The organism is Rheinheimera sp. EpRS3 (assembly GCF_001513785.1).
GTDB lineage: Bacteria > Pseudomonadota > Gammaproteobacteria > Enterobacterales > Alteromonadaceae > Alishewanella.
The window spans coordinates 374,262-389,029 of the sequence record NZ_LNQS01000009.1 but is presented as its reverse complement, the minus strand read 5'-3'; the positions used below and the strand labels follow the sequence as shown (position 1 = coordinate 389,029).

Here is a 14,768-nt window from a genome sequence, read left to right as displayed (position 1 = left end):
TTTGTTTTACATAGTAAAATCATCTAACAATGCGAATTTTATATACTAAATTATTTAGAGTCACATCAAGTTCACAATAATATTAACTAACTGTATGTTTAGCCGCCAGCTGCTGCAACGATGCACCGGTAACCCGGTTTATACGCCAATCATGCAGCATAGTGGCGCCCTGTGCCTGATAAAAATCTATCGCAGGTTGGTTCCAGTCTAGTACAGACCATTCCAGACGGCCACAATCACGGTCAACAGCCAGTTTTGCCAGGTAGCTTAATAACACCCTGCCCAAACCTTTGCCCCGGTATTCAGGAGATACAAACAAGTCCTCCAGATAAATACCTGGTTTGGCTAAAAATGTTGAATAGTTATGAAAGAACAATGCAAAGCCGGCAGCCTTGTTATCATATTCTGCGATAACCACTTCTGCATAAGCTTTATGACCAAATAATGTCTGCTGTAACTTCTCTTCAGTAGCAACAACCTGATCTGATAGCCTTTCATATTCAGCCAGCCCCTGAATAAAAGTCAATATAACAGGTACATCTTGCGGTGTTGCTAAACGTAAACTTAGTTTATCTGACATAACAGCTCCCAAAGGCAATAAAAAACGCCGGCAGAGTCCTTACCCTGTCGGCGTTTGAGTGTAGCAAGTTGTTTAACCTACGTCAGCTGAGGTTAAAGCCTGGCTTTCCAGTTCGCCTGCCTTAAAACTGTCTACGCTGATCGCACTGAAGCGCAACGCATTCATTTTTAATAACTGTTTAGATTCAGGATCGGTTATCACTTCAGCCAGTAAAGCCTGCTCAATGGTCTGCTCCAGTGGTTGCTTACGTGGCAACTTACCGTCGCGCTGGGCCTGATAAATTTTCTTCATAACAGGCTGCGCTTCGTACATTGCTATAAAGGCGCTTTCCATTAAACCCGTTGCATCGTCCTCGCCCTCGCCGATATAACACAGATGCGTTAAACGGTTACGTACTACACCAGGCCTGGACATCGCTTCACAGATTTGGATCGCAGTATCGTCATCCGGCATTTTGTAGCCTATGCCGAACGGGAATACCAGAACACGCAGTAACCCGGCAACAAAGCGATTAGGAAAGTTGGCAAAGAAGCCATCAAAAGCACGGCCTATTTCAAACAACGCCCGCTGCACACTGTAATGTACAAACGGCAAGTCACATTGCTGGCGGCCATTGTCTTCATAGAATTTCAACACAGCGGAGGCAATATACAGCTGGCTTAACACATCGCCTAAGCGCGCTGATAACATTTCACGGCGTTTTAATTCACCACCTAAAATCAACATCGAAAAGTCTGCACTTAATGCCAAACCACGGCTCATACGGCTTAGCTGTTTATAGTACTTAGCGGTTTCACCGGATACCGGTGCAGTGTTAAAAGCACCGGCTGTTAAACCCTGCCACAGCGCGCCGAAGGTATTACCCATGGCAAAACCAATATGTTTAAGTAACAAGCTGTCAAACTGCTTTAAACCCTGCTCTGCATCCGGGTTAGCCGCAGCTTCCAGCTCTGCCAGTACATAAGGGTGGCAACGTGTTGCGCCCTGGCCGAAAATCATCAGGTTACGGGTCAGAATATTAGCGCCTTCTACCGTGATGGAAATAGGAATGCCCATATAACCATGCGCCAGATAGTTTTTAGGCCCTATCTGAATGGCACGACCGGCATGAATATCAAAGGCATCATTCATTAAGGTACGCGACATCTCTGTCATATGGTATTTGGCGATAGCCGTTACCACGCTTGGGCTAAGGTTCATATCGATAGCACCGGCAGTCATAACCCGCATGGCTTCCAGACTGTAAGTAAAACCACCAATACGGGCTAGTGATTCCTGCACACCTTCAAACTTACCAATCGACAAGCCAAACTGCTGACGGACATAACCATAAGCACCTGTCATTCGCGCTGCTAAGTGCCCAGTAGCGGTAGCTAAAGCCGGCAGGCTGATACCCCGTCCTGCTGATAAGCATTCAACCAGCATCCGCCAGCCACGTCCGGCATAATCTGGCCCGCCAATAATCCACTCCAGCGGAATAAATACATCTTTACCGTAGGTAGTACCGTTCATAAAGGCCATATTCATCGGAAAGTGGCGGTCGCCGATTTCTACGCCTTTATGGCTGGTCGGAATAAGCGCACAGGTAATCCCCAGATCTTCTTTATCTCCCATTAAGCTATCCGGATCATACAGTTTAAACGCCAAGCCCAGTACCGTCGCCACCGGAGCCAGTGTGATATAGCGCTTATCCCAGTTTAAACGAATACCCAGCACTTCTTTGCCGTCAAACTCACCTTTACACACCACTCCCGTATCAGGAATACCACCGGCGTCAGAGCCGGCTTCAGGCCCGGTCAGCGCAAAACAGGGAACATCGTTACCGTTAGCTAAAGTGGGCAACCAGAAATCTTTTTGTTGCTGCGTGCCGTAATGCATTAACAATTCGCCCGGGCCCAGAGAATTAGGCACCATTACCGTTACCGCTGCGGTTAAACTGCGGGTAGCAATGCGCGATACAATGGTCGAGTTGGCAATAGCAGAAAATTCGCGGCCACCATAGGATTTAGGAATAATCATTGCGAAGAAACCTTCGCGTTTGAGAAAGTCCCATACCTCGGTAGGCAAATCACGTTGTTCCTGCACAATCTTGTAGTCATCCAACATTTTCAGCAGCGTTTCTACCTGATCGTCCATAAAAGCCTGCTCACCAGCATTTAGCTCCGCTTTAGGGAAACTATGCAGTTTGTGCCAGTCTGGCTTTCCCTGAAACAGATCACCATCCCACCACACATCACCAGCTTCCATCGCTTCGCGCTCTGTATCAGACAGCGGCGGTAGAATTTTCTTAAACATGGCAAAAACAGGTTTGGTGATTAAATTTCGGCGAATATCGGCCACGCCGAAAATCACCGCTAAAGTGACAACCAATATTAATAGAATCAACATATTATATTCCTTCGCTCGCCATTTTAGGCACGGCATGACTTAATGGAGTAACAGTGGCAACAGGCGCAGCAATGGCTGCAGACAAGTACGGCAGTAAGCGTAAAATTACGCCTTCAATATCAACTTTTTCATTAAAATCTGCCTCAGCTATTTCAGCTAAAGCTTCATTAGATGCCATGGTAAATACCACAGTACCCAGTGAAAAATGTAGCCGCCAGAATAGCTCGCTGGGTGGTAAATCAGGGCATGCCTGCTGCACCAGTAATACCAGCTTATCCAGTACACGGCCATAATTATGATTAAAAAACCAGCGCAAGTGTCCCTGAACATCGGTATAACCGCGGCCCAGCAGCTGTAAAAAAATACGAGCGCCGTTCTGGTGTACTTTATTCAGCTCCAGCAACGGTTTTACGAACACTGATAACACCTGGCTTAGGCTGTTTGGCTGTTGCACTGCAAGCAAGCGGGTAAACTCCTGATCCAAACGCGGCATTAGCACCACCAGATAGCGCTGCAGCACGGCCTGAATAAGTTCTTTTTTTGAACCAAAATGGTAGTTAACCGACGCTAAATTAACCTCAGCCATGCTGGTTATTTGCCGCAAAGAGGTATCTGTAAAGCCTGTTTCAGCGAACAATGTTTGCGCCGCATCGAGAATTTTATGTTGGGTGCTGTGCTTAACTGACATAACTCCACCAATATTTAAACGCATGTTTGAAATGTACGTTTGAATTTAAATACTGTCAAGCGGCAAATCAACAACTGGTCTAACCTGATACATTTAGTTCGCTTTTTTGTTTTACATCATTGGTATTATGCTGTTTGAAACATAAACTAGTGGCTTACTCTTATCTGCTTTGCCGGAGTTCTGGTTGCCTGTTCTGAAAATAAAACCCGAAGCGTTAAAACTGGGCTACGCCATTAAACTGCCTGCCGGTTGGCTGAAGCATCCCTTCTTGTCTGGCAATATGATTATAGAAAACAGCCAGCAGCTGCAAATTATCCGCTCGCTCAACCTGGACTATGTATTTTTTTACCCCGGTAAAAGCGTGAAAATGACACAACCGGAAGAGCTAAATGATGAAGACACCGCCGGTTTTAATATGGCCGCCAGTGAAGCTCAGTTGAAAATGCAGCAGGAAAAAATGCAGCGTATTGAACAGGCTAAAGCGCACCGGCGCGATTTACAGCGCACCGAAAAAGCTTACGCTCAATCTCTGCTGCAGGTAAAAAGCCTGATGAGCAAAATTAACAGCCGGCCACTGAATGCTATAGACGAAGCAGGCAGCCTGATAAGCGCTATGGCGGATATTTTACTTGGCACTGATTCTTTGGTACTGCACTTAATTTCAGCGGCCGCCAAAGAGCAGGAAGGCTTATATTACCACTCGCTAAATGTGGCGACTTTGTCGATGATGCTGGCAAAGAATCTTAACCTGTCGCCGGCACAGGTTAAAACAGTCGGTATTGGCGCCTTGTTCCATGATATTGGCAAAATTAAAATACCCAGCCAGATTTTACGCAAAACCACAGATCTGAGTGCGCCAGAACAAAACCTGCTAAAACTGCATACCAAATACGGTGTCGAGTTAGTGGGTTTAACCGATACCTTTCCGCTGGAAGCCTGGCCTATTGTTGAGCAACACCACGAGTATATTGACGGCAGCGGCTATCCTAAGGCTTTAAAAGAGCCGCAGATTGATGCGTTAGCTAAAATTGTCGCGGTGGTTAATGTGTTTGACAATTTGTGCCATCCGCTGGATATCAGTAAATCGCGCTCGCCACACCATGCGCTGTCGTATATGTACCGCAGCATGAAAGGTAAACTGCCGGAGCGCGAAATGAAAGTGATGATTAAGATGATGGGCGTGTATCCGCCGGGTACCATTGTTTTATTGTCAGATCAACGGCTGGGCATTGTGATGTCCGTAAACAGCGACAGCCTGCTGTGCCCTAATGTACTGGTATATGACGCCGATGTGCCAAGACTGGAAGCGCCAATTCTGACATTAGAGCCGGATAAACTCAGCATCAGCAAAGTGATTAAAATTCAGGCATTACCGCAACATATTGCTGAATACCTCAACCCCAGGGCACAGGTCAGTTACCATATTCAGGGCAAAAACTGATGCTGCTTTACAGATAAGCATGACCGGTTTGCTCTAAATCAACCGTTGGAGGCCATGGATGGCCGTAATCGAGCCTCAGGGACGATTCATGGCGTGTTGATGTGAGCAAACCGCGTCATGTAAGACAATAAACAGGCCACTGCCGGGCAGTGACGCTGGCCTTTTTATTACTTCAGATGTCGGTCAAAAAACTGCGTAATGCTTTTATGCAGATGGGTTTGTACCGGCTGGCCAAACATCGAGTGTTTGCTGCCCGGGTAGTTAATCATATCAAACAGCAGGCCCTTATCTTGTAGCTGTTTATACAGCTTGGTACTGTGGGTAAACAACACATTGTCATCTGCCATGCCGTGATAAATCAGTAAGTCGCCTGTTAAGCCATCGGTATAAGGGAACACCGCGCTGTCGGTATAGCCCTTAGCATTTTGCTCAGGGTGGCCTAAATAACGCTCGGTGTAGTGGGTATCGTACAGCGCCCAATCGGTCACCGGCGCCCCGGATACGCCGGCGGCAAAATAATCAGCGGCTTTAAACATCGCCATTATCGCCATATAACCGCCATAGCTGTGGCCATAAATAGCAATTTTATCTGCCGCGACGTACGGCAAGCTGCGCAGATACTCTACGCCGCGGATTTGGTCATTTAGCTCTACCTCACCCAGTTTTAAGTAAATCGGATCTTCAAAGGCTTTGCCACGGTTATAAGAGCCGCGGTTATCCAGCTGAAATACCAGATAGCCTTGCTGCACTAAGTAATGCAGATAAAGATCGCGCGCACTCCAGCTGTTGGTTACGCGCTGGGCATGCGGGCCACCATATACGCTGACAATTACCGGATATTTTTTATCCTGATCCAACGTTTTTGGCGCAAACAGCCGGTAATGCATAGTTTGGCCATCGTCTGCCTTAAGCGTACCAAAACGTGGCACCGTTAGTTCAGCGTGATACGGTGTGAGCGCATGGCTGCTGTTCAACTCGTTTTGTTCCAGCCAGGTTAGCACTTTACCATCAAGGCCACGCAGCGCCACTTTAGTAGGCGTACTGACATTAGAAAAGCTGTCGATAAAGCTGCTGCCATCTTTGGCCATGACCAACGCATGGTCAAAACCGGCTTCGGTTAAACGTTTAATATTGCCATCTTTCACGCTCACCTGATACAGATGACGCTCCAGCGGCGTATCTTTGCGGCCGGTAAAATACAGCATGCCCTGTTTTTCGTTTACCGCATCCAGCTCATCCACGACCCAGTTGCCACTGGTTAATTGGCGCAGTAGTTTGCCGTTAAAGTCAAAATGATACAGGTGTTTGTAACCATCGCGCTCAGAAGCCCAGATAAAGCCTTGTTCGTTATCGAGAAAATGCAGATCGTCGTGCAGGTTTAGCCAGGTTTTACTCCTTTCGCTAAGCAGTACTTTTTGCTGGTTGTTGCTTAAATCGACCAACCGCAGCTCCAGTTGCTGCTGGTTACGGCTTTGCCACTGGTAACTTAAGTAACGGGCACTTTTTGTCCACTCAACCCGCGGTAAATAGATATCTTCGTTATCGCCGTGAGGCAACCAATTAACACTGCCGTCTTTGAGCGTTACCACGCCCAGCTGAATTTTGGCATTGGCGGTGCCGGTGTATGGATAACGCTGGTTAAACAGCTTTATTTCGTCGGCATAAATCTCGTTACGCACTACTTCTGCCACGCCGCTTTCGTCAGTGCGGGTAAAGGCAATTTTGCTGTCATCCGGTGCCCACCAATAGCCGGTCATACGGCCCATTTCTTCCTGAGCAACAAATTCTGCCATGCCGTTTTTAATATCGCCGCCGCCATCAGTGGTCAGCCGGGTTTCTTTGCCGCTGGCAATGTCCAGTACAAACAGGTTTTGGTTACGGATAAAGGCAACATAACGCCCGGTGGGCGAAATGGTCGCATCGGTTTCAAACTCCCTGGTATTGGTTAGCTTTTTCGCCGTTTTGCTGCTTAGTTGGTAGTAATACAAATCGCCGTTTAACGGAAATAACAACGCATCACTGTTTTTCGACCAACTGTAACTGATAATGCCGGAGGCGAATAAGCGCATACGCTCACGGCGGGCTTTTTCTTCATCAGATAAGGTTTCAGCGCCGCTGATTAAACTGTCGGCATCTACCAGCAGGCTATGTTTACCGTCTTTAATATGGTATTGCCATAAATCCAGCCGATTGGCATCTTCTGCTTTGCCTTTAAGGTAGGTAACCCTGCTGCCATCCGGAGCCATACTCAACGAGCGCGGTGTGGCACCGCTTAATGCCGGATCAGCAAATAAGCGCTCTAACTCCAGTTGCTTCGCCTCAAGCATATTGTTGCCTCCGAATAGTAAACACAATGTCAGTACAAAACGTGGTAATTTAGCGTGCATTATTGTCCCTGCAACTTTGATTTAATTATGCTTGCCGTTTGTATAATGCTTCAGGCTAAACTGCAAGAAAAAGCCGCTTGCGTTATGCTTAGCTGCGATAAAAGAGGATCTAACAGATGAAACTGACCGAAGTTACCCATCCGCTGGTAAAACATAAAATTGGCTTGCTGCGCGCCGCTGATATCAGTACCAAGCAGTTTCGCCAACTGGCAGCCGAACTGGGTAGCCTGCTAACCTATGAAGCTACTAAAGATTTAGCGACAGAAACTGTGACTATCGATAGTTGGAGTGGCCCGGTTGAGATTGAGCAAATTCAGGGTAAAAAAGTTACTATAGTGCCGATACTACGCGCTGGCCTGGGGATGCTTGATGGCGTGCTCGAGCTTTTACCCAGTGCCCGCATTAGTGTAGTGGGCATTTACCGCGATGAGCAAACCCTGCAACCGGTGCCGTATTTTCAAAAACTGGCATCGGATCTCAACCAACGCCTGGCAATAGTAGTCGACCCTATGCTGGCTACCGGCGGCTCGCTGATTGCCACCATTGACTTGTTAAAACAACACGGCGCCGTGCATATTAAAGCCCTGGTACTGGTAGCCGCGCCCGAAGGTATCGCAGCACTGCGCCAGGCTCATCCTGATGTCGAGCTGTACACCGCGGCGGTTGATCGTTGCCTGAATGAGCACGGTTATATACTGCCAGGCCTGGGTGATGCAGGTGATAAACTGTTTGGCACCAAATAGCAGATGTCTCTTGTCTGAGCTGGCAAAGCATGGCACTTTAACGCCGTTTTGCCTTTGAAGGAGAGCGCCTTGCAGTTAGTTCCGTGGTCTTATCATACGTCACTGGGGTTTACCCTGCGAGGCTATCGCAGCGAAGCCAGCGGAAAGCCGGTGCTGCATATGTTGCATGGCAACGGTTTTTGCAGCCGAATGTATCAACCGATGCTGCAGCTGTTAGCAGCAGATTATGACTTGTTTTTATCGGATGCGCAGGGCCATGGCGACAGCGATCATGGCGGCACTTTTGTCGGCTGGAATAAAAGCGCTGAACTGGCAGCACAAGCCTGGCAGGCACACAAAATGTTATACGCAGATACACCGGTATACGGTGTTGGCCACAGCTTTGGCGGCATTTTAACCGCCTTAATCCACACCAGCAGCCCCAGCCCCTTTACTGCAGCCATCTTGCTTGATCCAGTGCTGTTTACCCCTGGTATGCTAACGGTGATGGGCACCTTACAGGGTGTACGTTTATATCATAAAAACCCGATGGCTAAAGCCGCACTGCGCCGTCGTCAGCACTGGCCGGACAGAGACAGTGCACTGAATTATCTTAACAACCGGGGAATGTTTACTAACTGGCATCCCGATGCCCTGGCCGCCTATATTGAGCATGCGCTACAGCCTTCTGAGCATGGCCTGAGCTTAAAATGTTTACCGCAACGCGAAGCCGATATTTTTGCCTCTTATCCGGCTAAACTGTGGCAACAACTGGCACAGCCGTGCCCGCCGGTACATGTAATTTATGGTGATAAAAGTTATGATTTTATCGGTAAATCACTGGGTAAATGGCAAAAACGTAATCCTGCTGTCAGTGTTGAGCAAGTCAGTGGCGGCCATTGCTTTATGCAAGAACATCCACAGTTAGCCGCACAGTATATTCAGCTTGCGGTTAGAGCACTGAATTGTCAGTTAAAATAGCTGTTAATGCTCAGCCTGAATTCCGTTATAATAGCGAAAATATTAACCTGGGACCCCAGATGAAAAAGCGCTTATTAGTTACCGCACTACTGTTGTCTGCCTGTAGTCAGTTGCCGTCGGAGCGACCTGCAGACGCTACTCCTGTTGCCGTGCAACCACAACCTGTCGTTGTATCAGAACCTGAAGAGATAGTAATAGAAAATTCCGATACTGCCGAGTCTGTCGCTACTGATTTTGAACATATTTTTGTCGATAGCGATATGACATTCAGCGGCACCCTGCCCTGTGCCGACTGCCCGGGTATCAGCTATCATATTAACCTGTACCGTGACGGCCGCTTTGAGGTGCGTCAGGAGTATCTGGAGCGTAATCAGGTCAATCTGGTTAAGGGGATCTGGTTACTGGAAAATCGCAGCCTGCATCTGGTGAATCAGCAACAAACTCTGCCCGCATTTCATTTTCTATCTAACCGGCAATTAACTATGCTGGATTTGAGCGGCAAGCCTATCAGTGCTAATCCACAGTATCAGTTGCAACGTGAAGCCGAATTTAAAAAGCTTGATACCCGTCAGGCCATGCTCGGCTTGTATATGCTAAGTAATAATCAGGCAACCTTTACCAGTTGCCGCAGTGGCGACAGTTTAAATGTGGCCAATACCCAGCATCATTTACCGGTAATGCGCCAGTATCAACAGGATGCGCGCTTTAACGGTAATGCTGTTATTGCCACTTTAGTAGGCCGCAGAGGCCAGGACGATCAGGCTAATACGCTGTTTATTGATAAATTTGAGCAATTCTGGCCAGGAGCTACCTGCCCGGATCAGATCCAACCCGGCAAAATGCAGGGTATTGTCTGGCGTGCAGAGAAGCTGACAGATCGTTATGTACCGCAACAACTTAATGTCAGGGTAATTTTTGATCAAAATGACCGCTTATATGGTTTTGCCGGCTGCAATAACTTTAATGGTAACTACAAGCAGCGCTCTAATCAGCTAACCGTACAACCGCTGGTAAGCACCCGTAAGTTCTGCGCTGAAAGCAGTGAACTGGAACAACAGTTTACCCGCTCCTTGCAATCTGCCGACCGCGCCGAAGTAAATGGTGATAAACTACAGCTGTTTAAAAACAACCAGCTTATTTTGCAGTTTAAGCCCGCGGTTAACTAATCGCGGCAATTAATCACACTGCTTATTCGCTGAATATCAGACATAAAAAAAGCCACCTTGCGGTGGCTTTTTCATTGCTGCGTAAATTACGCGGCTAAGGCTTGCTTCGCTTTGCTCACTAAAGCAGTAAAGGCTGCTTTATCGAATACGGCGATGTCAGCTAAAATCTTACGGTCGATTTCAACAGAGGCTTTTTTCAGGCCATCAATGAAACGGCTATAAGATAAACCATTCATACGTGACGCAGCGTTAATACGCGCGATCCACAGTTGACGGAACTGACGCTTACGTTGACGACGGTCACGGTAAGCATATTGGCCGGCTTTAATAACGGCCTGGAAAGCAACACGATAAACACGACTGCGGGCACCGTAGTAACCTTTGGCCTGGTTTAACACCTTCTTATGGCGCGCGCGCGCCGTTACACCACGTTTAACTCTTGGCATGTCAGACTCCTAATTAATTATGCGTATGGCATGCAACGGACTAAGCCCGCGATGTCTACTTTAGCGACTAAGGTTTTTGGACCTAACTGACGCTTACGCTTAGAGGTCTTCTTCGTCAGAATGTGGCGAAGGTGTGATTGCTTACGTTTAAAGCTACCAGAAGCGGTTTTTTTGAAACGCTTCGCAGCACCTTTATTGGTTTTCATCTTTGGCATAGTTAAAAACTCGCATTGTTAAGTTACAACGAATAATAAGGCGTTAACCCCACACCTTGCAGTGCAGGGTTACACTTGAAAGCACCTATTACTTCTTATTTGGGGCCAGCATCATGATCATCTGGCGACCTTCCACCCGTGAAGGGAAAGATTCGCACAAGGCAATGTCTGATAAATCTTCTTTAATCCGATTTAACATATCGATACCAATGTCAAGATGCGCCATTTCACGACCACGATAGCGCAGCGTTACTTTAGCTTTGTCACCCTCTTCAATGAAGCGACGCAGGTTGCGTAGTTTTACCTGGTAATCGCCTTCATCAGTTCCAGGCCGGAATTTTATTTCCTTAATCTGGATCTGTTTTTGCTTCTTCTTCTGCTCTTTCAGAGCTTTACTCTTTTCAAACAGGAACTTACCGTAGTCCATCAACTTACATACTGGCGGTTCGGCTGTCGGGCTAATTTCTACTAAATCATTGCCACTGTCTTCGGCTAATTTAATAGCGTCAGCAATACTTACTACACCCAGTTGCTCACCTTCAACACCAATTAACCGTACCTCTGGCAGGTTAATTTCTTCATTGATCCTGTTAGGACGGTTTGCAGGTAATGTTTTCTTTCCTACTTTAATAGTATGTTCCTCCGAAAATTATTCTTATCGCTTAACTTGGTTTAAACCCGGGTTTTAATTTCTGTTGTCAGCTTTTCTACAAAAGCTGCAACCGACATTTTACCCAAATCTTCACCCTTGCGCGTTCTCAGTGCAATATCACCGGCTTCCATTTCTTTATCACCAACGACAACAAGGTAAGGAATGCGCTTAAGCGTGTGCTCGCGAATTTTAAAGCCTATCTTCTCATTTCTCAAGTCACTTATGACTCTAATACCGTGAGATTTGAAAGTTTTTACTAAATTCTGCACATATTCGGCCTGATTATCGGTAATGTTCATCACTACCACCTGTGTTGGTGCCAACCAGGCAGGAAATAATCCGGCATATTCTTCAATCAGAATACCGATAAAACGTTCAATTGAACCCAAAATGGCGCGGTGGATCATTACTGGTGTTTGCTTTTCGCCGCTTTCAGCCACAAAGGTAGCACCTAAACGGCCCGGTAAAGCAAAGTCTAACTGCACAGTACCGCACTGCCAGGCGCGGCCTAAACAATCGTGCAAGGTAAATTCAATTTTAGGGCCGTAAAAGGCGCCTTCGCCCGGCTGTAAATCATAGGCGATATCATTGGCTTTTAACGCTTCAGTTAAACCCTGCTCGGCACGGTCCCACATCTCATCGGTACCGATACGCTGCGCCGGCCGGGTCGACAGTTTTACTGCCACATTTTTAAAACCAAAGGTGCTGTAGGTATCAAATACCATCTGGATACATTTGGTTACCTCAGCCTGCACCTGATCTTCTGTACAGAAGATATGCGCATCGTCCTGGGTAAAGCCGCGCACCCGCATTAAACCGTGTAAGCCACCTGATGGCTCATTACGGTGGCAACAACCAAACTCGGCCATCCGCAGCGGTAAATCGCGGTAAGACTTTAAACCCTGGTTGAAAATTTGCACGTGTCCCGGGCAATTCATCGGCTTAATAGCGTACTCGCGGTGCTCTGACTGGGTGGTAAACATATTGTCGGCATACTTTTCCCAGTGGCCGGATTTCTCCCACAGCACGCGGTCCATCATTAACGGACCTTTTACTTCGTCGTAATCGTACTCACCCAGCTTTTCACGGACAAAGCTTTCCAGCTCACGGAAGATAGTCCAGCCATCGTTATGCCAGAACACCATGCCTGGCGCTTCTTCCTGCCAGTGAAACAAGCCCAGCGCCTTACCAATTTTACGGTGGTCGCGCTTTTCGGCTTCTTCTAACTGCAGTAAATACGCCGCCAGTTGCTTTTTATCCGCCCAGGCGGTGCCGTACACGCGCTGCAGCATTTTGTTTTTCGCATCGCCACGCCAGTAGGCACCGGCCACTTTCATAATTTTAAAGTGCTGGCAAAAGCGCATATTCGGCACATGCGGGCCACGGCACATATCAATATATTCTTCGTGGTGATACAAACCAGGCTGATCGTCTTTGCTAACGTTTTGCTCAAGAATTTCCAGCTTGTAGCTTTCGCCACGGGCTTTAAACGTATCGACGGCTTCTTGCCAGCTAACTTTTTTCTTGATGACGTCATATTCGGTTTTTGCCAGTTCGAACATGCGCTGTTCCAGCTTGGCTAAATCGTCGCTGCTAATCGGCTGGTCTAAATCAACATCGTAGTAAAAGCCGTTATCAATTACCGGACCAATGGCCATTTTGACATTCGGCCACAGCTGCTTAATGGCATGGCCTAATAAGTGCGCGCAGGAGTGGCGGATAATTTCCAGGCCGTCCTGATCTTTACTGGTAATAATGCTTAAGGTTGAGTCTGTCGTAATGGGGTCGCAAGCATCAACCAACTGGCCATTCACCTTACCGGCGATAGTGGCTTTGGCTAAACCGGGGCCGATGTCTTTGGCAACATCCATAACGGAAACAGCATGATCAAAAGCGCGCTGGCTGCCATCTGGCAGAGTAATAACTGGCATGATAAATCCTTATACAGTGGTGGCCCATACCAAGGGTCACATGTTAAATAACGTGGCTAAAGCCGCAGTGCAGCAAAGCAGTTAATGGCCTATACAAGAAGCCATCTGCTAAACCGGGCACGGCAGCCGGTAAAAATGCAGCGCTATAGTAGCATCAGCCTGCTGGCTTGACCACAATATGACAAACTTTAAGCTAAGCAAAGGCCGTGATTTTTCTGCTTTATCAGCCATACTTCACATTAAGCGTTTACGGAGGCAACACATGTGGCAGGCAATTGCTGAACATATTAATGGCGAATTAGATGCAGACTTTCATATTGAACAAAAAACGCAGTTAACAGGTGGCAGTATTAACCTTGCCTGGCATATCAGCGGCCAGGGGCAGCATTTTTTTGTCAAAATTAATCAGCGTGAGCAACTGGAGCAATTTGAAACAGAAGCGCTTAGCTTACAAGCTTTGCAGCAAAGCCACAGTATTAGGGTGCCAAAGCTGATTTGCTCAGGCCAGACGATAGATAAAGCCTTTCTGGTGCTTGAATATTTACCTCTGAGCGCAGAAACCACAACCGGTTGGCGTGATCTGGCCCGGCAACTGGCGCAACTGCATAAGCAACATGATCAGGCAATGTATGGTTTTGACTGGGACAATATGCTTGGCAGCACGCCACAACCGAATAAATGGCAGGCAAACTGGAGTAGTTTTTTTTCAGAGCAGCGGCTGGGCTGGATCTTACAGTTGCTGCTGGAACAAGGTTTCGGCTTTGGCAATATTGACCAGTTAGTAGAGCAATCCCGACAACGCCTGCATCATCACCAACCCGCCCCCAGTTTACTGCATGGCGATTTATGGCGCGGTAATGTTGGCTTTACCGGTGATAACGCGGCAGTATTTGACCCGGCCTGCTATTTTGGTGACAGAGAAACTGATCTGGCTTATAGCACTTTGTTCGGCCGTTTCCCGGAAGATTTTTATCACAGTTACCAGCAACACTACCCGCTGGATGATGCTTACAACGATCGTAAAGATCTTTATAATCTGTATCATATACTTAACCATGCTTATTTATTTCGTGGTGCATATCTGGTGCAGGCACAGGAGATGATTAAGCAGTTATTCCACTAAATTTATTGCAGCTGGTTATTATAAAGCCAAAGCAGTACCTGACTTTAC

Annotated in this window: 13 protein-coding genes; 5 read left to right on the top strand and 8 right to left on the bottom strand. The window is 47.3% G+C overall.

What is annotated here, in order from left to right; translation table 11 throughout:
* Positions 1 to 82: 82 nt before the first annotated feature.
* The 3 genes from AR688_RS14240 to AR688_RS14230 all read right to left on the bottom strand — a co-directional run bounded on the left by AR688_RS14240 (position 83) and on the right by AR688_RS14230 (position 3,656).
* Complete coding sequence (locus tag AR688_RS14240) at positions 83 to 580, bottom strand: GNAT family N-acetyltransferase (RefSeq protein ID WP_068235231.1); 498 nt, start codon at positions 578 to 580, stop codon at positions 83 to 85.
* Positions 581 to 652: 72 nt separating this feature from the next.
* Complete coding sequence (locus AR688_RS14235) at positions 653 to 2,968, bottom strand: acyl-CoA dehydrogenase (RefSeq protein ID WP_068235229.1); 2,316 nt, start codon at positions 2,966 to 2,968, stop codon at positions 653 to 655.
* A 1-nt stretch (position 2,969) separates the two neighbouring features.
* A complete protein-coding gene (locus AR688_RS14230; protein ID WP_068235931.1) occupies positions 2,970 to 3,656 on the bottom strand; it encodes a TetR/AcrR family transcriptional regulator in 687 nt (228 codons plus the stop codon).
* 184 nt (positions 3,657 to 3,840) lie between these two features.
* On the opposite strand from AR688_RS14230, the gene AR688_RS14225 reads away from it, so the two are divergent.
* Positions 3,841 to 5,097: an HD-GYP domain-containing protein gene (locus AR688_RS14225; protein WP_068235226.1), complete on the top strand. Its 1,257-nt coding sequence runs from the start codon at positions 3,841 to 3,843 to the stop codon at positions 5,095 to 5,097.
* Positions 5,098 to 5,264: 167 nt separating this feature from the next.
* Here the strand turns inward: AR688_RS14225 and AR688_RS14220 are convergent, their stop codons facing one another.
* Positions 5,265 to 7,484, bottom strand: coding sequence for a S9 family peptidase (locus AR688_RS14220; protein ID WP_068235223.1), 2,220 nt, complete (start codon positions 7,482 to 7,484; stop codon positions 5,265 to 5,267).
* Between the two features lie 116 nt (positions 7,485 to 7,600).
* Between AR688_RS14220 and upp the strand changes: the two genes are divergently transcribed.
* The 3 genes from upp (at position 7,601) to AR688_RS14205 (ending at position 10,353) form a co-directional block, all read left to right on the top strand.
* Positions 7,601 to 8,227, top strand: coding sequence for a uracil phosphoribosyltransferase (upp, locus tag AR688_RS14215; RefSeq protein WP_068235216.1), 627 nt, complete (start codon positions 7,601 to 7,603; stop codon positions 8,225 to 8,227).
* A gap of 69 nt (positions 8,228 to 8,296) precedes the next feature.
* Positions 8,297 to 9,187 carry an alpha/beta fold hydrolase gene (locus AR688_RS14210; RefSeq protein ID WP_068235214.1) on the top strand — a complete coding sequence of 297 codons (891 nt, stop codon included), beginning with the start codon at positions 8,297 to 8,299 and terminating at the stop codon, positions 9,185 to 9,187.
* A gap of 59 nt (positions 9,188 to 9,246) precedes the next feature.
* On the top strand, positions 9,247 to 10,353 hold the full coding sequence (locus AR688_RS14205) for an META domain-containing protein (RefSeq protein WP_068235210.1): 1,107 nt from the start codon (positions 9,247 to 9,249) through the stop codon (positions 10,351 to 10,353).
* Positions 10,354 to 10,439: 86 nt separating this feature from the next.
* Here AR688_RS14205 and rplT read toward each other — a convergent pair whose 3' ends face one another.
* From rplT to thrS, 4 genes are all read right to left on the bottom strand, one after another.
* Positions 10,440 to 10,799: a 50S ribosomal protein L20 gene (gene rplT / locus AR688_RS14200; RefSeq protein ID WP_068235207.1), complete on the bottom strand. Its 360-nt coding sequence runs from the start codon at positions 10,797 to 10,799 to the stop codon at positions 10,440 to 10,442.
* A gap of 17 nt (positions 10,800 to 10,816) precedes the next feature.
* Positions 10,817 to 11,014, bottom strand: coding sequence for a 50S ribosomal protein L35 (gene rpmI / locus AR688_RS20010; RefSeq protein ID WP_027672243.1), 198 nt, complete (start codon positions 11,012 to 11,014; stop codon positions 10,817 to 10,819).
* 88 nt (positions 11,015 to 11,102) lie between these two features.
* Positions 11,103 to 11,645, bottom strand: a complete 543-nt coding sequence (gene infC / locus AR688_RS14195; RefSeq protein ID WP_082694788.1) for a translation initiation factor IF-3 — start codon at positions 11,643 to 11,645, stop codon at positions 11,103 to 11,105.
* Between the two features lie 41 nt (positions 11,646 to 11,686).
* The gene (gene thrS, locus AR688_RS14190; RefSeq protein WP_068235194.1) at positions 11,687 to 13,597 is read right to left on the bottom strand and encodes a threonine--tRNA ligase; all 1,911 of its coding nucleotides are present in this window, start codon (positions 13,595 to 13,597) and stop codon (positions 11,687 to 11,689) included.
* Between the two features lie 262 nt (positions 13,598 to 13,859).
* Here thrS and AR688_RS14185 point away from each other — a divergent pair, with 262 nt between their 5' ends.
* Positions 13,860 to 14,720: a fructosamine kinase family protein gene (locus AR688_RS14185; RefSeq protein ID WP_068235188.1), complete on the top strand. Its 861-nt coding sequence runs from the start codon at positions 13,860 to 13,862 to the stop codon at positions 14,718 to 14,720.
* Positions 14,721 to 14,768 lie beyond the last annotated feature (48 nt).